This window comes from Solwaraspora sp. WMMD1047, assembly GCF_029626155.1.
In the GTDB taxonomy this organism is placed as follows: domain Bacteria; phylum Actinomycetota; class Actinomycetes; order Mycobacteriales; family Micromonosporaceae; genus WMMD1047.
This window is the reverse complement of sequence record NZ_JARUBL010000001.1, coordinates 2,214,097-2,240,476: the sequence shown is the minus strand read 5'-3', so window position 1 is coordinate 2,240,476 and position 26,380 is coordinate 2,214,097. Positions and strand designations below refer to the sequence as shown.

The window sequence follows — 26,380 nt, the reverse complement described above, 5'->3', positions numbered from 1 at the left end:
GTCGTCGAGTTGATCTGCTAAGGACCGGCCGCGCCAGCCGCCGCCCCCGTATCCATCGATGCCGTACCGCTGTTGGGTCATTACGTATCGTGGCAACGGCGTGAGGGGTCAGGATCATGTTCAGGAAGCTGGTCGCCGGTCGACTGAACCGAAGCCCACACGGCGAGGCCGGAGCGCGGACCGTCCCCACCGTGCCGACCGCCCGGCCCGGCGTCGACCAGGGACCCGGCCGGATCGCCGCGCTCGACCCGTCCGCCCCACCGGACTACTTCGCCGGTGGACCGCACTTCGCCAACAGCCCGCTGCCGATGATCGACTCCACCGGCCGGGTGATCGCCGGCACCGGACTGCGCAAGTTCGTCACCGCCCTGCCGGGCGTGGGCACCGCCCGGCAGAACGAACTGGGCAACTACCTGCCGGTCGCCGTCCCGGACACGATCACCTACCCGGGCTGCGACTACTACGAGATCGGCATCGGGCAGTACGCCCAGCAGCTCCACAAGGACCTGCAGGCGACCCGGTTGCGCGGCTACCGGCAGCTCAACAACGGCACCGACGCGACCGGCCACAACACCGTCAGCCCGCCGACCCGGCCGTACCTGCTGGGACCGGTGATCGTGGCCCGCCGCGACCGGCCGGTCCGGATCAAGCTCATCAACCAGCTGCCCACCGGGCCGCAGGGAGAGCTCTTCCTCCCGGTGGACGCGACGGTCGGCGGCGGTCAGCCGGGAAACCGGGCCGGGCTGCGGTTGGCCGGCGCGGCCACCCCGTGGATCAGCGCCGGTCGGCCGGACCAGTGGCTCACCCCGGCCGGCCAGGACGACCCGCCCCACCGCGGCCCCGGCCTGGCGACCGTGCCGGACATGCCCGAACCGAACGACGGCGCGGTCACCCTCTTCTACCCCAACCAGTCCAGCGCCCGACTGCAGTGGTTCCACGACGCGACCGAGGGCATCGGCCGGCTCGCCACCTACGCCGGTCAGCTCGGCCTCTACCTGCTGGAGGACCCGGAGGAACACCGCCTGATCGCCGACCAGGTCCTGCCCGCCGACCAGATTCCCCTGGTCATCACGGACAAGACATTCGTACCCGGCGACGCCCAACTGGCCGAACAGGACCCGACCTGGGACCGGGCGAACTGGGGATCCCGCGGCAATCTCTGGTACCCGCACGTCTACCTGCCCAACCAGAACCCGCAGCACGAATCCGGCAGCAACCCGATGGGACGCTGGGACTACGGGCCATGGCACCGGCCGCCGTCGCCGCAGACCGTCCACGGTCCGACCACGAACCCCTACCACGACCCGGTCACCGCACCCTGGCAACCCGCGCAGGCACCCGGCACCCCGGCGCCGTCGGTGGTCCCCGAGGCGCTGCTGGACACCCCGCTGGTCAACGGCGCCGCCTACCCGTACCTGCAGATCCAGCCGAAGGCGTACCGGTTCCGGATCCTGAACGCCTGTCTCGACCGGGCGCTGAACCTGCAGCTCTACCACGCCGCGACGAACGCCCCGATGTGGCAGCCCGACGGTTCGCTCAACGACGGCGCCGCCGGTGAGGTGCCGATGGTGCCGGCCACTCCCACGCCCGGCTTCCCGGCCGGTTGGCCAACCGACGGCCGGCCCGGCGGCGTCCCCGACCCGGCCGCCGCCGGGCCGGAGATGATCCAGATCGGCACCGAGGGCGGCCTGCTACCGGCGCCGGTGGTGCTGCCCAACCAGCCGGTCAACTACGTCTACGACCGGCGGGACGCCAACGCCCTCAACCTCTCCGCGTACACGCTGCTGCTCGGGCCGGGCGAACTGGCCGACGTCGTCATCGACTTCTCGTCGGTGCCGCCCGGGTCGACCCTGATCCTCTACAACGACTGCCCGGCACCGATCCCGGCCTTCGACCCCCGCTGCGACCACTACACCGACGGCCCCGACCAGACGGCGACCGGCGGTACGCCCAGCACCCGGCCCGGCTACGGCCCGAACACCCGAACCCTGCTGCAGTTCCGGGTGGCCGGTAACCCGGCCGCGCCGTTCGACCTGGCCACGCTGCGGACCCGGCTACCGCTGGCGTACGCGGCCAGCCAGCCGCCGCCGATCGTCGCCCACCCGGCCTACGACGCCGCCTTCGGGACCAGCACCCCGCACCCCACCTACGCGCCGGTCCACACCACCGCGCTCACCGTCCCGGCCGTCGACGGCACCGCGCCGGTGAGCCTGCCCCTGCACCAGAAGACGATCTCGGAACGGTTCGAGCCGGCGTACGGCCGGCTGGTGACCCGCCTGGCCGGCGACGACGACGCCGGTGAGGTCCTCTGCCCCACCGCCGACGAACCCGACGTACGGCTCTGGCGGATCACCAACGACGCGACCGCCACCGCCTTCGTCCACCTTGACCACGTCTCGGCCCAACTGGTCAACCGGGTCGGCCAGGACGGCGCGATCCGCCCACCCGACCCCAACGAGCAGGGCTGGAAGCAGACCCTGCGGGTCGACCCCCGCCAGGACTGCGTGGTCGCGGTCCGCGCGGCCCCGCCCGGTCCGCTGCCGTTCAAGGTCGGCGGAACCTGGGAGTACGGCTGGCGCGCCCGGCTGTTCGCGCCGGTCGAGAGCGAGGCCACCCGGCCGCTCGTGCTCCGGGTGGCGCCCCCGGCACCGACCGGGCTGACCGCCACCGCCGCGCCCGGCGCCGCCACCGTGCTGCCGGCGATCGTGCTGGAGTGGACCGGCAACGACGGCCGGCCGGCGGCCACCGGACGGCTGCTGGAACGGGCCACCGACCCCGGCTTCACCAGCGGGTTGACCCGGATCGGGCTGGCCGCCGGAGCCACCAGCCACACCGACTCGACGGTGACTCCCGGCCAGCCCTACCACTACCGCATCCGGACCGAGAACGCGGTCAGCTATTCGGCCTGGTCGAATCCGGCGTCGGCGACCGTCCGGCTGCTCGCCTCGGGCGGGTTGACCGCCGCCGTGCCGGCCGCCTCGCCGCTGCGGGTCAGCCTGGCGTGGAGCAACCGCTCCTTCGCCACCGGGGTGGACGTCCAGCGGGCCACCAACCCGACCTTCACCGCCGGGAGCCTGACCCGCTCGGTCCCGGCCACCGGCAACTTCCTGGACGCCACCGTCTCGGCCAGCACGACCTACTACTACCGGGTCCGCACCACCTACCTCGGGGCGGTGTCACCCTGGTCGAACGTGGCCGCCGAGAGCACCCCGGGCCGGCCGGACACGCCGACCGAGCTGACCGCCACCGGCGTGCCCGGCCCGGCCGTCTGCGTCAGCTGGGCGCCGGCGCCGGGCAGCCCGGTCAGCGAGTACATCCTGCAGCGGGCCACCGACGTCAGATTCGTCTCCGACCTGGCCAGCTTCACCGTGCCGGGGACGACCCGCACGTTCACCAGCGCCGGACCGGCCGACGGACAGACGTACTACTTCCGGATCCACGCGGTGAACGCGGCGGGCGCCTCCGCGGTGTCCGAACCGGTCTCGGTGACCACCGCCGGCTGACGCAGCTCGGCGAGCCCGGCGGCGAACCCGCGCAGCAGATCGCCGGCCTCGGTCAGCCGGGAGACCGAGGGGTGTTCCCGGCCCGCGGTGCCGTCCTCGGCGACGTAGCTCGCCGCCGCGGCGACCAACGACTCGTACGCGGCCACGCCCTCGTCGAGCTGCTGGCACAGCACCCGGTGAGAACTCTCCAGCCCCGGTCGGGCGGGCGGCGGGGCCAGTGTCACGGCCTTCTCCACGCTCGCCACCCGGTGCGCGAGATCGCGCAGCGACTGTTCGGCGACCGCCGCCTCCAGCACGGCCGGGTCGGCCGGCCCGGTCATCCGGTCGGCGAGCCCGGCCATGGTCAGGGCGGCCCGGTCCAGGCGGTCCCAGGCGCCGAGGGCGGCCGAGCCGCGCAGCGCCAGCCGGGCCCGGTTGCGGCGCAGCTCGGCAACTGCCGTCCGGCCGGCGGGCAGCCGCTCGACGGCCGCCACCAGCCGGGCCCGGGCCTGCTCGGCGGAGGCGACCGGGTCGGGTGCCGGCGGCGCCGGTCGGGCGGCCAGCGCCCGCAGGTCCGACCAGCGCCAGTAGGTCAACGCGAACGACCCGCCGGCCGCCGCCGCCCAGAACGCGTCCGGCAACCCGAGGCCCTGGTAGGGCGTGAGGATCGCCGCCGCGCCGCCGAGACCGCCGGCGAGCACGCTCCACCGCCGGGCGGACCTGCGCAGCCGGCGCAACCGACGGAAGTATCGGGCTCGCTCGTCCGCCATCTCAGGCCCCTCCCGCCGGCGCGGGCCGGTCATCCGGCCGCGCTGGTGTCCCCGGTCTTCTTGTCCTTGTTCATGCTGGCCCGCAGCTCGTCGAGGCGGGCCACCCCCGCGGTGTCCGCCGCGGACGCGGCCTGGTCCACCGCCGGCTGCTGGTTCGGGGCGCCGGCGAGCTTCTCGCCGGCCATGCTGGCCCGGATCTGCTCGAGCCGGGAGGTGCCGGCCAGGTCGAGGCTCGACTTCTGGATCTCCAGCATCCGGCCCTCGACCGAGTTGCCGGCCAGCTCGGCGCGGCCCATCGCGTTGGCGTACCGGCGTTCGATCTTGTCCCGGACCTCGTCCAGGGAGGGCGTGTTGCCCGGCGCCGCCAGCGACGACATCGACTCCAGCGAGCGGGCCACCGTCTCCTGCATCTTGGCCTGTTCGAGCTGGCTGAGCAGCTTGGTCCGCTCGGCCAGCTTCTGCTGCAGGATCATGGAGTTGTTCTCGACCGCGCGGCGGGCCTGGGTGGCGGCACCGAGCGCCTGGTCGTGCAGCGTCTTCAGGTCCTCCATCGACTGCTCGGCGGCGACCAGCTGGGTGGCGAGCGTCTGCGCCGAGTGCTCGTACTTCGTCGCCTCGTCCTGGTCACCGGCGGCCAGCGCCCGGTCGACCAGGACCAGCGCCTGGCGAGCCATCGACTGCAGCCGCTCCACCTCGGACATCTGCCGGGACAGCCGCATCTCCAACTGGCGCTGGTTGCCGATCACCGCCGCCGCCTGCTGGACCAGCGCCTGGTGCTGGCGCTGGGCGTCCTCGATGGCCTGCTGGATCTGCACCTTGGGATCGGCGTGCTCGTCGATCTTGGCGCCGAACAACGCCATCAGGTAGCGCCAGCCCTTGACGAACGGGTTCGCCATCTCCCCGGTATCCCCTCAGTGTCGTCCCGCCGTGGTCTAGGAGATCAACCTTACGCGGCGCGCGCCACCGCGGCGGCGGCCGGTCGGACCCGGCGGGTGGTACGCAGGGTCGCCTTCAACGGCGAGTCCTGCCGCACCGAGACGGAGACCTGACCGTCGACGACGGTGCGGACCGCGCTGGACTCCGGACGGTCCGGCTCGGAATCCTGCACCGGCACCAGCACGGCCGGGCGCTCCTCGGCCACCTCGACCGTGTCGCTCACCTCGCGCAGCACCTCGGAGAGGCGGGCGCCGAGGGCGTCGCAGATGGCGGCGAGCAGCTCGCTGGACGCTTCCTTCTGACCCCGCTCGATCTCGGAGAGATACCCCAGACTGACGTTGGCCGCCGAGGAGACCTCGCGAAGGGTCCGGTGTTGACCTTGGCGGCGCGCCCGCAGCGCGTCACCGATCACGCGGCGTAGTAGGACCATGACACCTCCCCTTGCCGGGGCCCGACCGCGCCCCGGAGCCTTCCCGCAACCGTACCCGTTGCGCGGGCCCGCGACATCCCTCCCGTCACGGTCCGATCCGCATCCGTTCGGCGAGCATCCGAAGACCGGCGGTCACCGTGGCACAACGCACCGCCACCCGGTTGCCGGGCAGATCGAACTCGCGCACCACCGACCCGCCGTCCGGCCCGGCGACCGCGACATAGACCCGGCCCACCGGCTGGCCGTTCTGCGGTTCCGGCCCGGCCACGCCGGTGGTCGCCACCGCCCAGTCGGCCCGGCACCGCCGCCGCCCACCCTCGGCCAGGGCCGCCGCCACGTCCGGATCGACCGGTCCCCGCTCGGCGAGCAGGTCGGCAGGCACCCCGGCCAGCTGGGATTTCAACTCGGTGGCGTAGACCACCAAGCCGCCCCGGAAGACCCCGCTCACCCCGGCGACGTCGACGATGGTGGCGGCCAGCAGGCCACCCGTGAGCGACTCGACCACCGCCAGCGTCTCCCGCCGGTCCCGCAGCAGGTGCACCGCCGCGGCCGCCGCCTCGGCAGCGACCCGCCCATCCGCCGCCGCGGCCGTCGGCGTCATCGGATCCGCCGCCGCAGCCGGAACGCCCGCAGCACGTAGTCCAGGCCGGTCAGCACCGTGACCACGACCGCTCCCCCCATGATCCACGGGCCTACCCATTCGAGCTGCGCCGGCACCGGCCACAGATACCACACGATCGCGACGATCTGCAGCGCCGTCTTCAGTTTGCCGCCCCGGCTCGCCGCGATCACCCCGTGCCGGATCACCCAGAACCGGATCAGCGTCACCCCGAACTCGCGGACCAGGATCAGCACCGTCACCCACCAGGGGATCCGGTCGTAGAAGGAGAGCAGCAGCAGGGCGGCACCGGTGAGCGCCTTGTCCGCGATCGGGTCGGCGACCTTGCCGAACGAGGTGACAAGCGCGAACCGGCGGGCGATCCAGCCGTCGACCAGGTCGGTGGCGGACGCCACCGCGAAGGTCAGGCAGGCCGCGATCCGCCAACCCGGATGGGTCATGGCGGAGACCACGACCAGCACGACGAAGACCGGCACCAGCGCCAGCCGCAGCCCGGTCAGCGCGTTGGCGGCGTTCACCACCGGCACCGGCCCGACGGCGGTGCCCCGCGCCGGGTCGGTCGCCTCGGTCATGCCGCCGCCGAGATCATCTCGTCCGGTACGGCGAGAAGGTCCACCCCTTCCGTACCGGTCACGGTGGCCCGCACCAGGTCCCCCGGACGCAACCCGGCCAGGTCCACCCCGCCGGCCGCCACCAGGGTCGTCGAGCCGTCCACCTCGGGTGCCTGGTGGGCGGCCCGACCCTCGACCAGACCGTCGTCCACCGTGTCGACCAGCACCTCCACGGTGCTGCCGACCCGCTCCTCGGCGCGCTGTGAGCAGAGCTCGTCGGCGAGCGCGGCCAACCGGTCGTACCGCCGCTTGACGGTCGCCGCCGGCACCTTGCCGGGCAGCCCGGCCGCCTCGGTGCCGTCCTCGTCGCTGTAGTCGAAGACCCCGATCGCGTCCAGCCGGGCCGCGGAGAGGAACCGGACCAGCTCCGCCACGTCGGCCCGGGTCTCGCCCGGGAACCCGACGATGAAGTTGCTCCGGGCGCCGGCCGCCGGGGCCAGCGCCCGGGCCGACGCCAGCAGGTCGAGGAACCGGGCGGACGACCCGAACCGCCGCATCCGGCGCAGCACCGGCTCGCTGGAGTGCTGGAACGACAGGTCGAAGTAGGGGGCGACTCCGGGGGTACCGGCGATCGCCTCGATCAGCCCCGGCCGGGTCTCCGCCGGCTGCAGGTAGCTGACCCGGACCCGGACGATGCCGGTCACCGCGGCGAGCTGCGGGAGCAGCTTCTCCAGCAGCCGGGGATCGCCCAGGTCCTTGCCGTACGAGGTGGAGTTCTCGCTCACCAGCACCAGCTCCCGCACGCCGGTCTTGGCCAGCCACTCCGCCTCGGCGAGCAACTCCTCCGGCGGGCGGGACACGAAGGCGCCCCGGAACGCCGGGATGGCGCAGAAGGCGCAGCGCCGGTCGCAGCCGCTGGCCAGCTTCAGCGACGCCACCGGCCCGGAGTCCAGCCGGTGCCGGAGCACCTGCCGCAGGTGGGCCGGCGTCCGCTCGTCGACCACCGGGCTGGCCGAACCAGCCGGCCCGGCGGCACCGGCCGGGCGGCCGGTGCCGTGACCGGGCAGCACCACGGTGCTGTCCCGGCGGGCGACCGGGGTCAGCGGCAGCAGCTCCCGGCGGTCCCGGGGGACGTGCGCGGTGATCGACTCACCGGCCAGCACCGCACCCAGCCGGGCCGAGATCTCGGGATAGTCGTCGAAGCCCAGCACCGCCTGGGCCTCCGGGAGGCTGTCGGCCAGTTCCCGGCCGTACCGCTCGGCCATGCAGCCGGCGGCGACCACCTTCGCGCCCGTCCCGGCGGCGGCCAGCAGGGTCTCGATCGAGTCCTGCTTGGCCTTCTCCACGAAGCCGCAGGTGTTCACCAGCACCACGTCGGCGTCACCGCCCTGGCCGGTCACCTCCCAGCCGTCGGCGTGCAGCCGGGCGGCCAGCTCCTCCGAGTCGACCTCGTTGCGGGCACAGCCGAGCGTGAGCAGGGCGACCCGCCGGCCGTCGGGCGCCGGGGCGGGAGGCGGTGGGTGGGAGGCGGCAGACACCATCCGAGGGTACCGGGCCGCCTCCGCCGTCCCGACGTCACGGCCGCACCGGCCGACCGGACGAGGTCAGTCGCCGCCGCCTAGGCTGGCCAACGCCTCCTCCAGCTCGTCCGGTTTGACCAGGACGTCGCGGGCCTTGGAGCCCTCGGAGGGTCCGACGATGCCGCGGGTCTCCATCAGGTCCATCAGCCGGCCGGCCTTGGCGAACCCGACCCGCAGCTTGCGTTGCAGCATCGATGTGGAGCCGAACTGCGACGTGACCACCAACTCGATCGCCTGGGTGAGCAGGTCCAGGTCGTCGCCGATGTCCTCGTCGATCTTCTTCTTGTTCTCCTGCGGCGGGGTGAGCACGTCCGGGCGGAACTCCGGCTCGCGCTGGTCCTTGCAGAACTTGACTAGGTCGGCGATCTCGGGCTCGCTGACCCAGGCGCCCTGGATCCGGACCGGCTTCGAGGCGCCCATCGGCAGGAACAGCCCGTCGCCCCGGCCGATCAGCTTCTCGGCGCCCGGCTGGTCCAGGATGACCCGGGAGTCGGCCAGCGACGAGGTGGCGAAGGCCAGCCGGGACGGCACGTTCGCCTTGATCAGGCCGGTCACCACGTCGACGGACGGCCGCTGGGTGGCCAGCACCAGGTGGATGCCGGCGGCCCGGGCCAACTGGGTGATCCGGACGACCGAGTCCTCCACGTCACGCGGGGCGACCATCATCAGGTCGGCCAGCTCGTCGACGATCACCAGCAGGTACGGGTACGGGCGGATCTCCCGCTCGCTGCCCGGCGGCGGCTTGATCTGCCCGGCCCGTACCTTGCGGTTGTAGTCGTCGATGTGGCGGACCCCGTTGGCGGCGAGGTCGTCGTAGCGCATGTCCATCTCGCGGACCACCCAGTCCAGCGAGTCGGCCGCCTTCTTCGGGTTCGTCACGATCGGCGTGACCAGGTGCGGGATGCCCTCGTAGCCGGTCAGCTCCACCCGCTTCGGGTCGATCAGCAGCAGCCGCACCTCGTCCGGGGTGGCCCGGGCCAGGATGGACACCAGCAGGCTGTTGAGGCAGCTGGATTTGCCGGCCCCGGTCGCCCCGGCAATGAGGATGTGCGGCATCTTGGCCAGGTTGGCGACCACGTAGCCGCCCTCGATGTCCTTGCCGAGCGCCACCAGCATCGGGTGGTGGTCGGCCGCCGCCGCGCGCGAGCGCAGCACGTCGCCGAGGGCCACGTCCTCCCGGTCCAGGTTGGGGATCTCCACACCGACCGCGCTCTTGCCCGGGATGGGGCTGAGGATGCGGATGTCCGGCGACTTCACCGCGTACGCGATGTTGCGGGAGAGCTGGGTGATCCGCTCCACCTTGACCCCGTGGCCCAGCTCCACCTCGTACCGGGTGACCGTCGGTCCCCGGGTGAAGCCGGTCACCGCGGCGTCGACGTCGAACTGGTCGAAGACCCCGGTCAGGGCGGCGATCACGTCGTCGTTGGCCTTGCTGCGGGTCTTCGGCGCCCCGCCCGGCTTGAGCAGGTTGGCCGGCGGCAGCTTGTAGTCCCCGGCCAGCCCGGTGATGGCGAGCTGCTCGGCCCGGGTCGGCGGCGGCGAGTGTTCCGGCGGATCGACCGCCTTGCGAGCCGCGGGCACCTTCGACGGCGGCCGGCGGGGCAGCGGGGGGTGCTCGTCGGGCTGGTCGTCGTACCCGTCGTCCGGACCGTCGTCGGCGACCGGCGGGCGGGCCGGCCGGCGCCGGGTGGGGCTGCGGCGGCGGCCGGCGGGTTCGTCCTCATCGTCGTCGTCGGGTTCGTCGGCCTGGTCCGGCGGCCGGCCGGTCAGCGTGCCGGCGAGCAGGCCGAGCCGTTCGGGGATCTTGTTGATCGGGGTCGCGGTGATCACCAGCAGGCCGAACAGCAGCAGCAACACCAGCAGCGGCACCGCCACCCAACCGGTGACCGCGCCGGCCAGGGTGTCGCCCACCCCGGCGCCGAGCAGGCCGCCGGCGTAGTCGCGCTCGGCGTTGCTGGTGGGGCGCTGGCCGAGGTGCAGCAGCGCGGCGGTGGCGACCACCAGCGCCGTCCAGCCGACCAGGCCGCGGCCCCGGTGCTCCGGGTCGGCCGGCTCCCGCATCAGCCGGACCGCGCCGATCAGGAAGAGCAGCGGCAGGGCCGCCGCGATGGCGCCGAAGAAGAGCCGGATGGTGTCCGCCAGCCGGACGCCGACCGGGCCGGCCGAGGAGAACCAGACCGCCACCGCGGTCAGGATCGCCAGGCCCAGCAGGAACAGCCCGGCGCCGTCACGCCGGTGCTCCGGGTCGAGGTCGCGGGCGGTGGCGGCCTGCCGGCCGGCGGCCCGGGCCGCCCAGCCCACGCTGTGCGCCAGTCCCATCCAGACGGTGCCGACCGCGCGACCCAGGTAGGCGGCCGTACTCGGCCGGGCCGGGCGGCGGCGCGCCGCCGGTCGGGCGGCGGGCGTCCGCCGGGTACGCCCACCGGCGGCACCGCGCGCGCTGGTCGCGCCGCGCGAGGACGCCGCGCGGCGCCGGTTGGTCTGGGAACCGCGACCCGCCACGTTGTCACGGTAACGGGGCGGCCTGAAGATTCCCCGCTTTTGCCAGCCGTGTCCCGCGGTGACCCTGACTACCTCGCGCGGTCCGACGGCATCTCCCGGTCCGACGGCAGCTGCCGGTCCGACGGGTCGGCCGGCGGCCGGCGGTCGGTCCGAACCGGGCTGAGCCCGCGGTGCCGGCGGATCAGCAGGCCGGCCCAGGAGCCGGCCACCACGAGCACGACGACCGCCTGGGCCAGCGCGGTGTACCGCTCCGGGTACACCACCCCTTCCAGATACCGGTCGATGAAGCCCCGGCTGAGGCCGGCCTCGCCGGCCCGCCGGCGGGACCAGTCCTCGGCCCAGGTCAGTGGGCAGGTGAGCTGGGCGGCGACCACCAGCACGCCCCAACCAACCGCGACCAGGTGCAGCCAGATCGTCCGGGGCCAGCGCCAGGCGAGAAAGCCGCCGACGACCAGGTAGGCCAGGAACCCGAAGTGCAGGGTGAGGATCAACGTCGTCAACAACCGGTAGCCCACGGTCACCTCCACCCGCAAGGCTACGGTCCGGCGCCGGTGGTGAACTGAGTGCGCGCACTCAGTTCACCACCGGCGGCCCGCGGTCAGCGCACCGAGAAGCCGAGGACGTACCGGCCGGAGCCGCTGTCGGACTGCACCCGGTAGCGGTACACCCCGGCCGGCCCCCGGTGGCTGAGCTGCTCGTCGGCGCCGGAGCCGGTGGCCCGGGCCACGGTGCGCCAGCCGCCGCCGCTCCAGCGCTGCAGGTAGAGGTCGAAGTCGGCACCGTCCGGGCCGTCCAGGCAGGCGGTGTGCCGGCCGGCCGGGGCGCGGAAGAACCGCCCGGAGGGCTGGATCTGGCCACGTCCCGAGCGCAACGCTCCGGCCCGGTCCACCTGGCTGCCGGCGCAGTCCCCGGCGGCCGGCGGCTCGGCTCCCGGCGGCTGGACGGCCGGCGGCTCGGTGGCCGGCGGCGCCTCGGTCGGCGGGGCGGTCCCGGCCGGCGGCGCCTCGCCGGCGGTCACCAGGGTCAGGTTGTTGGCCGCCAGGATCTCGTTCACCGGCTGGAAGAAGGTGGTGCCGCCGACGGTGCAGTTGCCGGAGCCGCCGGAGGTGACACCCTGGGCCTGGTCGCCGGAGATGAACGAGCCACCGGAGTCGCCGGGCTCGGCGCAGACGTTCGTCCGGGTCAGGCCGGTCACCGTCCCCTCGGGGTAGTTGACGGTGGTGTTCAGCGCCTGGATGACCCCGCACCGGGTGCCGGTGGTCGAGCCGGACCGGCAGACCGAGGAGCCGACCGGGGCCGGCTGCGAGCCGGCGACCGGCACCGTGCCGCCGTTGAAGTCGCGGACCACGCCCTGCGGCACCCAGTCGTCGTTGGTCCGTACCACCCCCCAGTCGTCGCCGGGGAACGAGGAGGCGGCGAAGACGCCCTGCGCGGCCCGGTTGGCGCCGCTGGTGGTCGCGCCCTGCGCGCCGCAGTGACCGGCGGTGACGAACCCGCCGACCACCGAGAAGCCGACCGAGCAGCGGGCGTTGCCGATGAAGAACGCCTCGCCGCCGATGACGTCGAACAGTGGCCGGGGCGATTCGGTGGAGGTCAGCACCTCGACCTGGTCGTCGCCGAGTCCGCTGTCGGCCACGAACCGGCCGACCGCCGACTCGGTGCCGGGGGCGGCGAGGACGACCACCCGGTTGCCGGCCACGTCGACGTACCAGCCGGCGACGTCCGGGCTGGCCGCGGCGGCGTTGCGGTCCAGGCTGGCCTTGATCGTGTCGAGCTGCCCGGCGCTGCGGCCGACGGTCTTCGGCTCGGCGCCCACCGCCCGGACCCGGGCCGCCTCGGCCGGGTCGGTGACCGCCACGGTCAGGGTGGTGCCGTCCGCGGAGAGCCAGCTTCCGCCGTAGTCGGCGCCGAGTTCGACGCTGAGTTGGCGGGTCATCCGGCTGGCCCACTCCTCCTTGCGCAGCCGTTCGTGAGCCTGGTCCGCGCTGAGGTCCAGATCGCGGCGCAGCGCGGCGATCAGCTCCGGGGCCGGTCCGGCGGCGTCAGCCGACGGGGCCGACCGCCTGGTCGGGCCCTCCTCGGCCACCGCGGGGATCGCTACCGCCGCGACGGCCAGCACGGCCGCCGTGGTGATCCCGGTGACTATCGCCCGTCTGCGGTCCATCGATGCGACTCCCTCCGCCGTGGCGGCGCCGCGGGTGGGCGCCGCCACGGGGTACGGGAAGCGGCCGCAGATCGATGAAACAATCGGTAATGGACAATTTCACAGCCGATCGGGTGAACCGGCGCCGGCTGGCGTGCGTGTAATCCGGGTCAGACCTCGACGACGGTGGGGACGATCATGGGGCGGCGGCGGTAGGCGTCGTTGACCCAGCGCCCGACGGTGCGCCGGACGATCTGCTGGAGTTGGTGCGGGTCGGTGATGCCCTCGGTGGCCGCCCGGCCCAGCGCCTCGGTGATCAACGGGACCACCGGGCTGAACGCCTCCGGGTCGTCGGAGAAGCCCTTCGCCGAGACCGTCGGCCCGCCGACCACCTTGCCGGTGACGGAGTCGACGACCACGGTGGCCGAGATGAAGCCGCCGTCGCCGAGCATCCGGCGCTCGGTCAGCAGCGACTCCCCGACGTCGCCGACGGCCAGCCCGTCGACGTAGACGTACCGGCTCTTGACGTGGCCCACCACCCGGGCCTGTCCCTCGACCAGGTCGACGACGTCGCCGTCCTCGCAGAGCACCACCCGGTCCGGCTCGACCCCGCTCTCGATCCCGAGCCGGGCGTGCGCACGCAGGTGCCGCCATTCGCCGTGTACGGGCATCAGGTTGCTCGGCCGGACCACGTTGAGCACGTAGAGCAGCTCGCCGGCCGGGGCGTGCCCGGAGACGTGCACCTTCGCCACGTCCTTGTGGATCACGGTGGCGCCGGCCCGGGAGAGCTGGTTGATCACCCGGTAGACGGCGGTCTCGTTCCCCGGCACCAGGGAGCTGGCCAGCACCACGGTGTCACCGGGGGCGACGGTGATGTGCCGGTGGTCCCCGGTGGCCATCCGACCGAGCGCGCTCATCGGCTCGCCCTGCGAGCCGGTGGACATCAGCACGATCCGGTCCGGCGGCAGGGTGGTCGCCTCGTCCAGCCCCACCACCAGGCCGGGCTGGATCCGCAGCAGCCCGAGGTCGCGGGCGATGCCCATGTTGCGCACCATCGACCGGCCGATCAGGGCGACCTTGCGGTCGTGCTCGTACGCCGAGTCGAAGACCTGCTGCACCCGGTGCACGTGGGAGGCGAACGACGCGACGATGATCCGCCCGGTCGCCTTGGCGAAGGTCGCGTCGAGGACCGGGCCGATGTCCCGCTCGGGGGTGACGAAGCCGGGGATCTCCGCGTTCGTGGAGTCCGACAGCAGCAGGTCGACGCCCTCGGCGCCGAGCCGGGCGAAGCCCGCCAGGTCGGTCACCCGCCCGTCCAGCGGGAGCTGGTCCATCTTGAAGTCGCCGGTGTGCAGCACCAGGCCGGCGGGAGTGCGGATGGCCACCGCCAGGGCGTCCGGGATCGAGTGGTTGACGGCGAAGAACTCGCACTCGAAGGGTCCGAGCGCCTCCCGGCCGCCCTCGCGGACCGTCAGCGTGTAGGGCTCGATGCGCCGTTCGGCCAGCTTCGCCTCGACCAGGGCCAGGGTGAACTGGGAGCCGACCAGCGGGATGTCGGGCTTCTGGGCGAGCAGGTAGGGCACCGCGCCGATGTGGTCCTCGTGCCCGTGGGTCAGCACGATGGCCTGGATGGCGTCGAGCCGGTCCAGGATCGGCGCGAAGTCGGGCAGGATCAGGTCGACACCGGGCTGCTCCACGTCCGGGAACAGCACGCCGCAGTCGACCACCAGCAGCTTGCCGTCGTACTCGAAGACGGTCATGTTCCGCCCGATGGCGCCGAGACCGCCGAGCGGGATGATCCGAAGGCCGCCCTCGGGCAGCGGTGGGGGTGGCGTCAGATCGATGCCGGGTTGACTCATTCGGGCAGCTCCAGACCCGCGTCCGCGCAGTCGGCGCGCAGCTGCGCGACCTCCGCGTCGGTGGCGTCGACGAGGGGTGGCCGGACCGGACCGGCGGGTAGGCCGAGCGCGGTCATCGCGGCCTTGACCAGGATGGTGCCCTGGGTCCGGAAGATTCCGGTGAACAGCGGCAGCAGCCTGTGGTGCAGGGCCAGGGCGGCGGCGGTGTCGCCCCGGTCGTACGCGGCGATCAGCTCGGCGGTGAGCGCGCCGGTGAGGTGCGTGGAGGTGCCGACCAGGCCGACCCCGCCGATGGCCAGCATCGGCAGGGTGAGGGCGTCCTCGCCGCTGTAGTAGGCCAGGTCGGTGCGGCGCAGCACCCAGGAGGTGGCGGCCAGGTCGCCCTTGGCGTCCTTCACCCCGACGATCCGCTCGTGTCCGGCGAGCCGGACCAGCGTTTCGGTGGCGATCGGCACGCCGGCGCGGTGCGGGATGTCGTAGAGCAGCACGGGCAGGCCGGTGGCGTCGGCCACCGCCCGGAAGTGCCGTTCCAGGCCCGCCTGCGGGGGCTTGTTGTAGTACGGGGTGACCACCAGCAGGCCGTCCGCGCCCGCCTTCTCGGCGGCGGCGGCGAGTTCGATGGTGTGCCGGGTGTCGTTGGTGCCGACCCCGGCGACCACCTTGGCCCGGTCGCCGACGGCCTCGACCACGGCCCTGACCAGGCGCTCCTTCTCGGCGTCCGTGGTGGTCGGCGACTCGCCGGTGGTGCCGTTGACGACGAGCGCGTCGTTACCCTGCCGGTCCACCAGGTGGGTGGCGAGCCGGGCGGCGCCGTCGAGGTCGAGCGACCCGTCCGGGGTGAACGGCGTGACCATGGCCGTGAGCAGGCTCCCGAAGGGGCGCGGCGCCCCCGGCCCGGGAGGGGCAGGATGGTCGTGGGTCATGCAAACAACCTAGCGGACGGTCGCCGTCGGCCTGCCGTGGAACCGGCGGAGCCGGGTGGGATCGCCGGTCCCCGGCGGACGACCGGTCAGGAGCCTTCGGCGTACGGGCTGGCGGCGACCTCGGTGCCGTCGGCGAGGGTGCTGATGGTGAAGTCGGCGAAGACGTTCGGCGCCACCCGGTTCAGCTGGCGCAGGCACTCGATGGCCACCTCGCGGATCTCCACGTCGGCGTGCTCGGTCGCCCGCATCCCGATGAAGTGCCGCCAGGCCCGGTAGTTGCCGGTGACGACGATCCGGGTCTCGGTGGCGTTGGGCAGCACCGCCCGGGCCGCCTGCCGGGCCTGCTTGCGGCGCAGGGTGGGGTTCTCGATGTCGGCGAAGCGCTGCTCCAGCCCGGCCAGCAGTTCGTTGTAGGCCCGCAGGCTCGCGTCGGTGGCCTCGACGAACCGCTTGTGCAGCTCGTCGTCGGCGGCGATGACGGCTGGCTCGACCATCGCGGCCTCCCGCTCCGGCACGTAGCGCTGGGAGAGCTGGGAGTACGAGAAGTGCCGGTGCCGGATCAGCTCGTGCGTGAACGACCGGGACACCCCGGTGAAGTAGCAGGTGACGGTGCCGTGTTCGAGCACCGAGAGATGCCCCACCTCGAGGATGTGGGCCAGGTAGCCGGCGTTGGTGGCGGTGGCCGGGTTGGGCTTGCGCCAGGACTGGTAGCAGGCCCGGCCGGCGAACTCGGCCAATGCCTGCCCGCCGTCGGCGTCGGTCGACCAGGGCACGTCCTCCGGCGGCTCGAACTGCGTCCAAGCGATGACCTTGACCTGCGGCGGGACGATCTGCGGCATTCCCGGGACTGTAGTGGCCGGACCGACGGCGGCGCCAGTCGACGGCCCGCCGCCGGCCGCGCCGGGCCGGGGTGCGGCCCGACGGACACAGACATATGCTTCGGTCGATATAACGTTTGCCCGTATAGACCGGATCAAGGGGAGGCACGTCATGCATCCGCTTAGAAGGCTTAAGGCGGGATCAGCGGCTATCGCACTGTTGATCGCTATCGGCCTGCCGATCGCTGGCGAGCCGACCCGGGTCGCCGCGGCGACCACCAACGCCGCAGGTGCCACCAGCGCCGTGGCGGCCGGCGCACCGGCCGGCCACGACGCCGCCGGGACCCGGACCGTCACCCTGCTCACCGGCGACCGGGTGAGCGTCAACAGCGCTGGCGTGCCCGCCGTCCGGCCCGCCGCCGGCCGGGCCGACGTCCGCTTCGTGACCCGGCGCCTCGGCGAACGCCTGCAGGTGCTGCCGGCCGACGCGCTGCCCGCGCTGCGGGCCGGGCAACTCGACGAGCGGCTCTTCGACGTCACCGCGCTGCTCGACTTCGGCTACGACCGGCGGCCCGACCTGCCGATCCTGGTCACCTACAGCGAGACCGACGCCCGCACGATGGCCCGGGAGAACGTGACCGCGGCCGGCGCCCGGATCACCCGGGACCTGCCGGCCGTCGACGGCTTCGCCGCCACCGTCACCGCCACCGACCTGACCGGCTTCTGGACGGCCCTGACCACCCCGGATCCGGCCGGCCGCACCCTCGGTACCGGCCTGGAGACCGTCTGGCTGGACGGCCTGCGCCGGCCCGCCCTCGCCGACAGCGTGCCGGCCGTCGGCGCCCCGGCCGCCTGGGCCGCCGGCCTGGACGGCACCGGTGTCACCGTCGCCGTCCTGGACAGCGGAATCGACGCCGACCACCCCGACCTGGCCGGTCGGGTGGCCGGCCGGCGGAACTTCACCGAGGGCGCCGAGGACGACCGGGACCGCACCGGCCACGGCACCCACGTCGCCTCCACCGTGGCCGGCACCGGGGCGGGCGGCTCCCCCGGCGTCGCACCCGGCGCCGAACTGCTCGACGGCAAGGTCTGCGTCGACGGCGGCTGCGCCGAGTCGTGGATCCTCGCCGGCATGCAGTGGGCCGCCGAACAGGGCGCCGCGGTGGTCAACCTGAGCCTCGGCGGCCCGGACACCCCCGAGGCCGACCCGGTCGAGCAGGCGGTGCAGTCGCTGACCGCCGCGCACGGCACGCTCTTCGTCGCGGCCGCCGGCAACATCCCCGGCCCCGGCACCATCGGCTCCCCGGCCAGCGCCGACGCCGCGCTCGCCGTCGGGGCGGTGACCAAGAACGGCGAACTGGCCACCTTCTCCAGCCGCGGACCGCGAGCCACCGACGGCGCGATCAAGCCGGACCTGACCGCGCCCGGGGTCGACATCGTCGCCGCCCGGGGCGCCGACTCCGGGCTGGGCGAACCGGGCCAGGTCACCACAGCGCTCTCCGGGACCTCGATGGCGGCGCCGCACGTCGCCGGGGCGGCCGCGCTGCTCGCCCAGCGGCATCCCGACTGGTCGGCCGGCCGGCTCAAGTCCACCCTGATGGCGGCGGCCCGACCCGACCCACGACTCGACGTCTTCGCGCAGGGCGCCGGCGGACTCGACGTCGCCCGCGCCATCGCCCAGTCCGTCGTCGCCGAGCCGGCCAGCCTCAGCTTCGGCCGGCAGTTGTGGCCGCACGGCGACGACGCCCCGACCACCCGCAAGGTGGTCTACCGCAACCACGGCGACGCGGCGGTCACCGTGGACCTCTCGGTGCGGGCCGCCGGGCCGGACGGCGCGGCGGTCCCGGCGGCGATGTTCACGGTGGAGCCGGCCACGGTGACCCTGCCGGCCGGCGCCGCCGTGGAGGTGACGGTCACCGCCGACACCCGGGTCGACGGCCCGGAGGGACAGCTGACCGGCCAGGTGGTCGCCGTGCCGACCGCCGGTGGGGGCGCCGGCGCCGACGACCCGGCCGTGGTGACCCCGCTCGCGATCGACCGCGAGGTGGAGAGCTACGACGTGACCGTCCGGCATCTGGGCCGCGACGGCGCGGCCACCGCCGGCTACGTGAGCCTGCTGGCGAGCTGGGACGGCGAGTTGGGCCGCAGCCTGGCCGCCAGCGACGACGGCACCGTCACCACCCGCCTACCCAAGGGCCGGTACGCGGTGCTCAGCTCGATCACCAGCCCGGAGGGGGACGGCTACACCAACACGATGCTGGCCCAGCCGGAGTTGACGGTCACCGCCGACCGCAGCGTCGTCCTGGACAGCCGGATCGGCGAGCCGGTGTCGGTCGGCATCGGCCGCACCGACGCCGAGCAGGTCTTCGCGGAGGTGGCGAGCACCGTCTCGGCCCAGGGCCGGACCGTCGAGGTGGGCGCCCTGGGGCGGACCTTCGACGCCGCCTACCTGGGGCGGGTCGGCCCGGATGTCGCCGCGCCCGGTTTCGTCTCCCGGGTCAGCGCGACCTTCACCCCGACGGAGGCCGCCGACCGGTCCTTCGCGTACCTGCTCTGCTGGCTCACCGAGGATCGGATGGGCACCGGCTTCACCCGGCAGGTGTCCCCCGCCGAGCTGGCCACCGTCCGCGCCAACCACGCCCAGGAGACCAGCGGCAGCACCGGTCAGAAGCTCTCCTGGGCGGTGCTGCCGGAGTCCGTGCTCGGCGGGTTCGCCCACCCGGTGCCGGTCGCCCTGCCGTCGGAGCGCACCGAGTACTACAACGTGGACGGCCGGGCCCGCTGGTTCCGGTCCTTCGACGAGATCACCGGCACCGGCGATCAGCGGAAGTACCTGACCAGTTCGGTGGCGCCGCCGGCGGCGTACCGGGCCGGTCAGGCGTACCAGGAACAGTGGAGCCGGGGCGTGTTCGGGCCGACCGTGGCGGCGCCGCCGTACGAGCACCAGTGGGTGACCCGGCGCGGCGACACCCTGTCGGTGCTGGCCCCGCTCTTCGGCGACGGCCTGGGCCGGGCCGGCTACTCCTCGATCGCCACCGGACGGATCACGGTGTTCCGGGACGGCGAGCCGTTCGCCGAGCTGGACGGGCTGCACGGCGAGTTGACGGTGCCGCCGCAGGAGGCGGACTACCGGCTGGAGATGGTCGCCGAGCGGGCCGGACCGGCCACGTTGTCGACCCGGGTGGAGGTGGCCTGGACGTTCCGCTCCGGACACCGGGCGGGGGACGAACCGGTCCGGTTGCCGCTCTCCACGGTGCGCTTCTCGCCCGCTGTGGACAGCAACAACACCACCCCGGCGGGAACCACCGCGAGCGTGCCGATCGCCGTGACGGCGCAACCGGATTCGCCCGCCGGCGGCAACGACGAACTGCGGGTGGAGGTCTCCTACGACGACGGGGCCAACTGGACGGTCGCCACCGTCGTGGACGGCCGGGTGCAGCTGCGGCACCCGGACTCGCCGGGCTACGTGTCGCTGCGGGCGGCGGCGACCGACACGGCGGGCAACACGGTACGGCAGACGGTGCTCCGGGCGTACCGGATCGAGTGACGCGCCGGCCCGGTCACCGGCGGTAGGTCTCAATGGTCGCCTCGGGCGTGCCGGTGGCACAGGTGATGGTCACCCGCTCGTTCTGGTTGCCCTTGCGGAAGACCACCGTGGGTGTCCGGGCCGGCCCCGGCGCGACGGCGTCCACGTGGTAGGTCCGCGCCGCGGACCAGGAGAGCAGCCGCCCCCGCCCGGTCGACTCGCAGCTCGCCCGGACCGTCCCGCCGGCGGTCGTGAAGCTGCGCTCCGCGGGCGGTGGCGGCGGCTGCGGAGAGTCGACCGGCGCCGGCTGGGTCGCCGACGTGCCGGGTGGGGAATCCGGTACGGCCGGACCCCGGTCGGTGGCCGGTGGGACGCTCGCGTCGCCGGCGGCCGGCGGCGGGACGACGCCCGGACCGGCCTGACCGGACCGACCGTCCTGGCGGTCCGGTCCCGCCGAGGGTGCCGGCCGGCCGCTGGGACCCGGCGCCGCCCCGGTCGACGGCGACCGGGCCGGCGCGCCGGAGCCGAGGCCGAGCGGGCTGGACAGCCCCAGGGTGAGGGCGACGGCGGCCACCAGCGCGCCGGCCACGGCCAGCAGCACCGGCCGCCGCCGGCCCGACCACCGGCCGCCCGGTCCCGACGCCGCCGACACCGGCTCCGCGCCAGCCGAGATCGGCCTCGCGCCAGCCGAGATCGGCCTCGCGCCAGCCGGCCCCGGCTCGGCGCCCACCGGCATCGGCCCGGCCCCGGCCGGCACCCGCTCGGCGCCGGCGGCCGGCGGTCCGGCCACCGCCGGGCTGGCCGGCTGGGACCCGGCCGGCCCGGACCCGGCCAGCCCAGACCCGGCCAGCCCGGACCCGGCCAGCCCGGACCCGGCCGGCGCTGGCTCCGCCGGTGCCGGTCTGGCCGGTGCGGCGTGGGTCAGGATGGCCGCCATCTCGCGGGCGGTGGGTCGGTGCGCCGGTTCCTTGCGCAGGCAGCGCTTACACAGCTCGATGATCTCGGCGGGCACGTCGGGCAGCGGCGGCAGCGGCGCCGGCTCGACGTAGACGTGCGCCATCAGCATCTGGGTGGCGGTGTCGGCGCTCCACGGGGCCCGGCCGGCGAGCAGACGGTAGAGCAGCACCCCGGCGGCGTACACGTCGGACGCCGGTTCGACGGAGTCGTCGGTGACCCGCTCCGGGGCCACGTACGCGGGAGTGCCGAGCAGTTCGGCGTCCACCCCCCGGGGGCCACCCGGCCGGACGGCCGCGGCGATGCCGAAGTCCACCACCTTCGCCCCGGCCGGGGTCACCATCACGTTGGCCGGCTTGATGTCCCGGTGCACCAGCCCGTGCTCGTGCGCGGCGGCCAGCGCCGCGGCCACCTCGGCGCAGATCCGGAACGCGTCGCCGGCCGGCAGCGGGCCGGCCTGCAGACGCTGCTCCAGCGTCTCGCCGACGACCAGCTCCATCACCACGTACGGGACGTGGAAACCGTCCTCGATCGACTCGCCGAAGTCGTACACCTGGGCGATGTGGGGATGCGAGAGCAGGGCCGCCGCGCGGGCCTCGTCGCGGATCCGCCGCCGCGAACGCGGGTCGAGGGTGTGCCGTTCGGAGAGGAGCTTGACCGCCACCGGCCGCCCCAGCACCTCGTCGCGGGCCCGCCAGACGACCGCCATCCCGCCGCGGCCGAGCTCGTCCTGAAGCCGGTACCGACCGCCGAGCACCCGCCGCGCCGCCATCTCGATCGTCCGCCCCCATCCACCGGCCGCCCACGCGTTCCGACGACGAGTCGTACGCGCCCGGTCACCTTAGGACCGTGCGCCGGCCCGGGCAACCGGAGTGGACCTGGGCTAGACGTAGAACCAGGTGAACGGCGCCCAGGGCAGATTGCGCAGCACCGAGAAGACCATCCAGCCGCCGAGGAAGACCCCGAGCATGGTCGGGGTCACCCGCAGCTCGGGCAGCCGCCAGCCGAACAGGTGCCGGCCGGCCCAGGCGAGGTAGAGGTAGAGCAGGAACGGCAGCACGAAGACGAACATGATGTGGTGCCGGGCGGCGGCGGGCAGGTCGCCGTTGAGCAGGTACCAGGCGGCGCGGGTGCCGCCGCAGCCCGGGCAGTCCAGCCCGGTGGTCAGCTTCACCACGCAGGTGGAGATGGCGTCCGGGGCGCTGCGGGTGGGGTCGGAGTAGAGGGTGTAGCCGACCGCGGCGGCGGCGCAGCCCAACACGGCGACCGGCGCCGCCCAGCGGGGCGCGCGGGCCTGCACCCGGTTGACCAGGCGGGTGAGCCGATCCGGCTCGGGATAGTCATAACCGACCACCCGACTCACGGTACACCGACCGGGCTCGCGGCCAGGGCCGCGGTCAGCGGTCCGGCCAGGTCTCCCCGGGCCGGCGGCGCCACCGCCGACAGGCCGAGCCAGCCGGCCAGCCGGCGCAGCTCGGCGGCGAGCGCGAGGGCGGTCCCGACCGGGTCGGCGCCGGGCTCGCCCCAGGCCGCCGGGATCAGCAGGACGCCGGCCTTCCGGTCGGCCTTCAGGTCCACCCGGGCGGTGAACCGCTCCCCCTGCAGGAACGGCAGCACGTAGTAGCCGTGCACCCGCTGCGGCGCGGGCACGTAGATCTCGATCCGGTACGCGAGGTCGAACAGCCGTTCCGTCCGGCCGCGTTCCCAGATCAGCGGGTCGAACGGGCTGATCAGGGTGTTGACCCGCGCCCAGCGGGGCAGCCGGGCGTCGGCGTGCAGGTAGGCCGGCTGGCGCCAGCCCTGCACCCGCACCGGCCGCAGCTCGCCGGCCTCGACCAGCTCGGCGACGGCGGTCCGGGCGCCGGCCACCGGCAGCCGGAAGTAGTCGCGCAGCTCCGGCTCGGCGGCCACCCCGAGGGCCCGCGCCGCCACGGCCACCAACCGCCGGTGGGCGTCCGCCGTGCTCGGCGTCGCAGCGTCGAGTACGGCCGCCGGCAGCACCCGTTCGGGCACGTCGTAGCGGCGGGCGAAGGAGGTGGTGCGGCTGGCGGCGGTGACCTCACCGGCCCAGAAGAGGTGTTCCAGCGCGGTCTTGACCGCGGTCCAGTTCCAGCCCCAGTTGCCGGTCTGGCGGGGGGCGTCGTGTTCGATCTCGGCGGCGGTCAGTGGGCCGTTGGCGTGGACCTCGTCGCGGACCCAGGCGACCAGTTGCGGCTGTTCGGCGGCGATCCGCCCGACGCCGCCCCAGGCGTGGCCGCGCGCCATCCGCCAGCGCAGCGCGGGGTGCAGGTCCAGCGGGATCAACGACGCCTCGTGTCCCCAGTACTCGAAGAGCTCGCGGGGTCGCCGGTAGGCCGCCCGGTCCAGCAGGTCGGTCGGGTAGGGGCCGAGCCGGCTGTAGAGCGGCAGGTAGTGGGCACGCTGCAGCACGTTCACCGAGTCGATCTGGAGCAGCCCGATCCGGCCCAGCACCCGGCGCAGGTGCCGCATGGTCGGCACACCGCCGGGCGCCGGGTCGGTGAAGCCCTGGGCGGCGAGGGTGATCCGGCGGGCCTGTGACAGCGAGAGTGATTCAGGTACGGGCATCGGCGAGCACCCTATCCGCGGGGTCCGACACCCGGCTGCGGATCGGCAGCGCGACCAGCAGGGCGATGCTGATCCACACGTACGCGTTGCTGCCCAGGAAGCCGGTCACGCCGTCGGAGCCCCACTCCCAGATCCAGACCAGCCGGCTGATCAGCAGCAGGTAGCCGACGACGGCGAAGGTGAGCAGCCCACGCCGCCGGCGGCTGCCCGCCGGGGCGGCGTACGCGTTGTCGATGAGAAGGATCAGCGCGGGCAGCAGCCAGACCAGGTGGTGGACCCAGGTGACCGGGCTGACCAGGCAGCCCACCACGCCGGTCAGGGCGAAGCCGGTGGCCTCGTCGCCGGCCCGGACGGCCGCCCGGCTGCGCACCGCCCAGATGGCGAGGGTCACCAGGACCAACCCGAGCCAGGCCAGGGAGTTCGGCTCGGCCGGGTTGAGCCTGGCCACCACGCCCTGCAGCGACTGGTTGGAGATGAAGGCCAGCGAACCGACCCGGTCGGTGTCCCAGAGCGCGGCGGTCCAGAACTCGCGGGAGGCGTCCGGGGCCAGCGCGCCGGCGAGCAGCGTCGCGGCGGCGGCCGTCCCGCTGGCCACCAGCGCGGCCCGCCACCGGCCGGTGACCAGCAGGTAGACCAGGAAGATCCCGGGGGTCAGCTTGATCGCGGTGGCCAGCCCGATGCCGACGCCACCCCACCGGCTGCCCCGGCCGACCAGCCACAGCAGGTCGACCGCGACCAGGAAGAGCAGCAGCATGTTGACCTGGCCGAAGTCGACCGTCTCGCGCATCGGTTCGAAGGCCGCCGCCAGGCAGAGCGCCACGGCCAGGGCGAACCAGCGGGTCCAGCCCTGCCGGCGGGCCACCGGATCGACGAACCACCAGATCACCAGCGCGCTGGCCAGCACGGTCGTGGTGACGCTCAGCACCATCGCCACCGGCCAGGGCAGGTAGGCCAGCGGCAGCATCAGCAGGGCGGCGAACGGCGGATAGGTGAAGCCGTACTTGCTGGCGGGCTTGAGCCAGTCGTAGAGCTGGCCGCCGTCGTGCGCCCAGTGCCGCAACGCGCCGTAGTAGATCTTGAGGTCGAAGAACCCGTGCCCGACCGCGGCCACCGCGAGGAAGGCCGCCACCACCAGCGCCAGCGCGACCACGATGAGCACCTGCCGGCGGGTCGATCCGCGGGCACCCTGCGTCATCGCCGCCCTCCCCGCCTCCGTACGCTGCTCAGTCATGGCTCTCGGGTACGTCCGCCCGGCGCGTCCGGAGGACGCCGCCGAGATCGCCCGCATCCAGCTCGCGACCTGGCGGGTCGCCTACCGCCGGATGCTGCCCAAGCACGTGCTCGACAACCTCGACGAGGCGTACCTCGGTCGGCGATGGAGTGCCGCGATCGAAGCCCCGCCGTCCGAGCGGCACCGCGTGCTGGTCGCCGTCGAGCAGGCCGAACGATCGTATCTGGTGGGTTTCGCCGCCGCCGGACCGGCCGACGAGCAGGCGCTGGCGCCGGACGAGCCGGCGGACCGGCTCGGCCCGGCGGTCGCGGCGGTGACGGACCTGCTGGTCGAGCCCCGCTGGGGCCGGCGCGGCCACGGCAGCCGGCTGCTCGCCGCGGCCGTCGACATGTGGCGCGAAGACGGCTTCGACACGGCGGTGGCCTGGGCGTTCGACGACGACGCGGCAACCCGCAAATTCCTCACCAGCACCGGCTGGGAACCGGACGGCGCAACCCGCGCCCTCGACGTCGACGACCTCCTGATCCCCCAACAACGCCTACACGTAGCGATCCCCCCCACCCCGGACCCCACCCACGGCCGCCCTTGATCAAATGATGAAAAGTGTCGTGCCAGGGCGCTCAAGCGACACTTTTCATCATCTGATCTTGCTTCCCTGAGGGCGCGGGAGTCAGTCGAGGAGGGGGTCGAGGCCGACGGTCAGGCCGGGGCGGTGCACCACCGAGCGGACCGCCAGCAGCACCCCGGGCATGAACGACGCCCGGTCCAGCGAGTCGTGCCGGATGGTCAGGGTCTCGCCGGTGGTGCCGAAGAGCACCTCCTGGTGGGCCACCAGGCCGGCGGCCCGCACCGAGTGCACCCGGATGCCGTCGACCTGGGCGCCGCGCGCCCCGGGCAGCTCGTCCTTCGTCGCGTCCGGCGGGTCGGCCAGCCCCGCCGCCGCCCGCGCCTGCGCGATCACCCGCGCGGTGTGCCCGGCCGTGCCGCTCGGCGCGTCGAGCTTGTTCGGGTGGTGCTGTTCGATGATCTCGACCGACTCGAAGTACCGGGCCGCCCGCGCCGCGAACTGCATCATCAGCACCGCGCCGATGCCGAAGTTGGGCGCGATCACCACCCCGACCTCCGGCCGCTCGGACAGCCAGCTCCGGACCTGCTCCAGCCGCTGCTCGGTGAAGCCACTGGTGCCGACCACGACGCTGATGCCCTGCCCGATGCACCAACGCAGGTTCTCCAGCACCACGTCCGGCGTGGTGAAGTCGACCACCACCGCCGCCCCGGCGTCCGCGACGGCGGAGAGCCGGTCGTCCTGGTCGATCGCCGCGACCAGGGCCAGATCCTCGGCGCCGTCCACCGCCTGACACACCTGCGCGCCCATCCGGCCCCGCGCCCCGAGCACCCCGACCCGCAGCAGCCCACCGGACGGGTCCGATCCGTTACTGGGAAATCCCCGCGCGTCGCTCACGGCCTCAA

At 74.0% G+C, this 26,380-nt stretch carries 20 protein-coding genes; 3 read left to right on the top strand and 17 right to left on the bottom strand.

Annotated features, from left to right (window positions below; translation table 11 throughout):
• Positions 1-116: 116 nt before the first annotated feature.
• Positions 117-3,503: a fibronectin type III domain-containing protein gene (locus O7627_RS10340; RefSeq protein WP_278093277.1), complete on the top strand. Its 3,387-nt coding sequence runs from the start codon at positions 117-119 to the stop codon at positions 3,501-3,503.
• Here O7627_RS10340 and O7627_RS10335 read toward each other — a convergent pair.
• The 12 genes from O7627_RS10335 to thyX form a co-directional block, all read right to left on the bottom strand.
• The gene (locus O7627_RS10335) at positions 3,425-4,252 is read right to left on the bottom strand and encodes a hypothetical protein (protein ID WP_278093276.1); all 828 of its coding nucleotides are present in this window, start codon (positions 4,250-4,252) and stop codon (positions 3,425-3,427) included. The two genes, O7627_RS10340 and O7627_RS10335, sit on opposite strands and share 79 nt — an antisense overlap.
• Before the next feature lie 29 nt (positions 4,253-4,281).
• Positions 4,282-5,148: a PspA/IM30 family protein gene (locus tag O7627_RS10330; RefSeq protein WP_278093275.1), complete on the bottom strand. Its 867-nt coding sequence runs from the start codon at positions 5,146-5,148 to the stop codon at positions 4,282-4,284.
• Between the two features lie 50 nt (positions 5,149-5,198).
• Complete coding sequence (locus O7627_RS10325; RefSeq protein WP_278093274.1) at positions 5,199-5,618, bottom strand: helix-turn-helix domain-containing protein; 420 nt, start codon at positions 5,616-5,618, stop codon at positions 5,199-5,201.
• Positions 5,619-5,703: 85 nt separating this feature from the next.
• Positions 5,704-6,219: a CinA family protein gene (locus O7627_RS10320; protein WP_278093273.1), complete on the bottom strand. Its 516-nt coding sequence runs from the start codon at positions 6,217-6,219 to the stop codon at positions 5,704-5,706.
• Positions 6,216-6,809, bottom strand: coding sequence for a CDP-diacylglycerol--glycerol-3-phosphate 3-phosphatidyltransferase (gene pgsA / locus O7627_RS10315; RefSeq protein ID WP_278093272.1), 594 nt, complete (start codon positions 6,807-6,809; stop codon positions 6,216-6,218). Before pgsA ends, O7627_RS10320 begins: the two co-directional genes overlap by 4 nt.
• Positions 6,806-8,329, bottom strand: a complete 1,524-nt coding sequence (gene rimO / locus O7627_RS10310) for a 30S ribosomal protein S12 methylthiotransferase RimO (protein ID WP_278093271.1) — start codon at positions 8,327-8,329, stop codon at positions 6,806-6,808. The genes pgsA and rimO overlap by 4 nt, the downstream gene beginning before the upstream one ends.
• Positions 8,330-8,392: 63 nt before the next feature.
• Positions 8,393-10,870 carry a DNA translocase FtsK gene (locus tag O7627_RS10305; protein ID WP_278093270.1) on the bottom strand — a complete coding sequence of 826 codons (2,478 nt, stop codon included), beginning with the start codon at positions 10,868-10,870 and terminating at the stop codon, positions 8,393-8,395.
• 68 nt (positions 10,871-10,938) lie between these two features.
• Positions 10,939-11,397 carry a DUF2784 domain-containing protein gene (locus tag O7627_RS10300; protein ID WP_278093269.1) on the bottom strand — a complete coding sequence of 153 codons (459 nt, stop codon included), beginning with the start codon at positions 11,395-11,397 and terminating at the stop codon, positions 10,939-10,941.
• A gap of 71 nt (positions 11,398-11,468) precedes the next feature.
• Entirely contained in the window at positions 11,469-13,034 is a 1,566-nt protein-coding gene (locus O7627_RS10295) for an alpha-lytic protease prodomain-containing protein (RefSeq protein WP_278093268.1), read from the bottom strand.
• A 149-nt stretch (positions 13,035-13,183) separates the two neighbouring features.
• Entirely contained in the window at positions 13,184-14,872 is a 1,689-nt protein-coding gene (locus O7627_RS10290; RefSeq protein WP_278093267.1) for a ribonuclease J, read from the bottom strand.
• Positions 14,869-15,795, bottom strand: a complete 927-nt coding sequence (gene dapA / locus O7627_RS10285; protein ID WP_278093266.1) for a 4-hydroxy-tetrahydrodipicolinate synthase — start codon at positions 15,793-15,795, stop codon at positions 14,869-14,871. The genes O7627_RS10290 and dapA overlap by 4 nt, the downstream gene beginning before the upstream one ends.
• Positions 15,796-15,881: 86 nt before the next feature.
• Positions 15,882-16,634, bottom strand: a complete 753-nt coding sequence (gene thyX / locus O7627_RS10280) for an FAD-dependent thymidylate synthase (RefSeq protein ID WP_278093265.1) — start codon at positions 16,632-16,634, stop codon at positions 15,882-15,884.
• Positions 16,635-16,833: 199 nt separating this feature from the next.
• On the opposite strand from thyX, the gene O7627_RS10275 reads away from it, so the two are divergent.
• Positions 16,834-20,160: a S8 family serine peptidase gene (locus tag O7627_RS10275; protein WP_278093264.1), complete on the top strand. Its 3,327-nt coding sequence runs from the start codon at positions 16,834-16,836 to the stop codon at positions 20,158-20,160.
• Between the two features lie 13 nt (positions 20,161-20,173).
• On the opposite strand, the gene O7627_RS10270 is transcribed toward O7627_RS10275, so the two are convergent.
• The 4 genes from O7627_RS10270 to O7627_RS10255 form a co-directional block, all read right to left on the bottom strand.
• Positions 20,174-21,865: a serine/threonine-protein kinase gene (locus O7627_RS10270; protein WP_278093263.1), complete on the bottom strand. Its 1,692-nt coding sequence runs from the start codon at positions 21,863-21,865 to the stop codon at positions 20,174-20,176.
• A gap of 111 nt (positions 21,866-21,976) precedes the next feature.
• Positions 21,977-22,447, bottom strand: a complete 471-nt coding sequence (locus O7627_RS10265) for a DUF2752 domain-containing protein (RefSeq protein ID WP_347404651.1) — start codon at positions 22,445-22,447, stop codon at positions 21,977-21,979.
• A gap of 5 nt (positions 22,448-22,452) precedes the next feature.
• Positions 22,453-23,679, bottom strand: a complete 1,227-nt coding sequence (locus O7627_RS10260; RefSeq protein WP_278093262.1) for a crosslink repair DNA glycosylase YcaQ family protein — start codon at positions 23,677-23,679, stop codon at positions 22,453-22,455.
• Positions 23,666-24,874 carry a glycosyltransferase 87 family protein gene (locus O7627_RS10255; protein WP_278093261.1) on the bottom strand — a complete coding sequence of 403 codons (1,209 nt, stop codon included), beginning with the start codon at positions 24,872-24,874 and terminating at the stop codon, positions 23,666-23,668. Before O7627_RS10255 ends, O7627_RS10260 begins: the two co-directional genes overlap by 14 nt.
• A gap of 34 nt (positions 24,875-24,908) precedes the next feature.
• On the opposite strand from O7627_RS10255, the gene O7627_RS10250 reads away from it, so the two are divergent.
• A complete protein-coding gene (locus O7627_RS10250; RefSeq protein ID WP_278093260.1) occupies positions 24,909-25,499 on the top strand; it encodes a GNAT family N-acetyltransferase in 591 nt (196 codons plus the stop codon).
• Positions 25,500-25,580: 81 nt separating this feature from the next.
• Here O7627_RS10250 and dapB read toward each other — a convergent pair whose 3' ends face one another.
• Positions 25,581-26,372, bottom strand: coding sequence for a 4-hydroxy-tetrahydrodipicolinate reductase (gene dapB, locus O7627_RS10245; protein WP_278093259.1), 792 nt, complete (start codon positions 26,370-26,372; stop codon positions 25,581-25,583).
• Positions 26,373-26,380 lie beyond the last annotated feature (8 nt).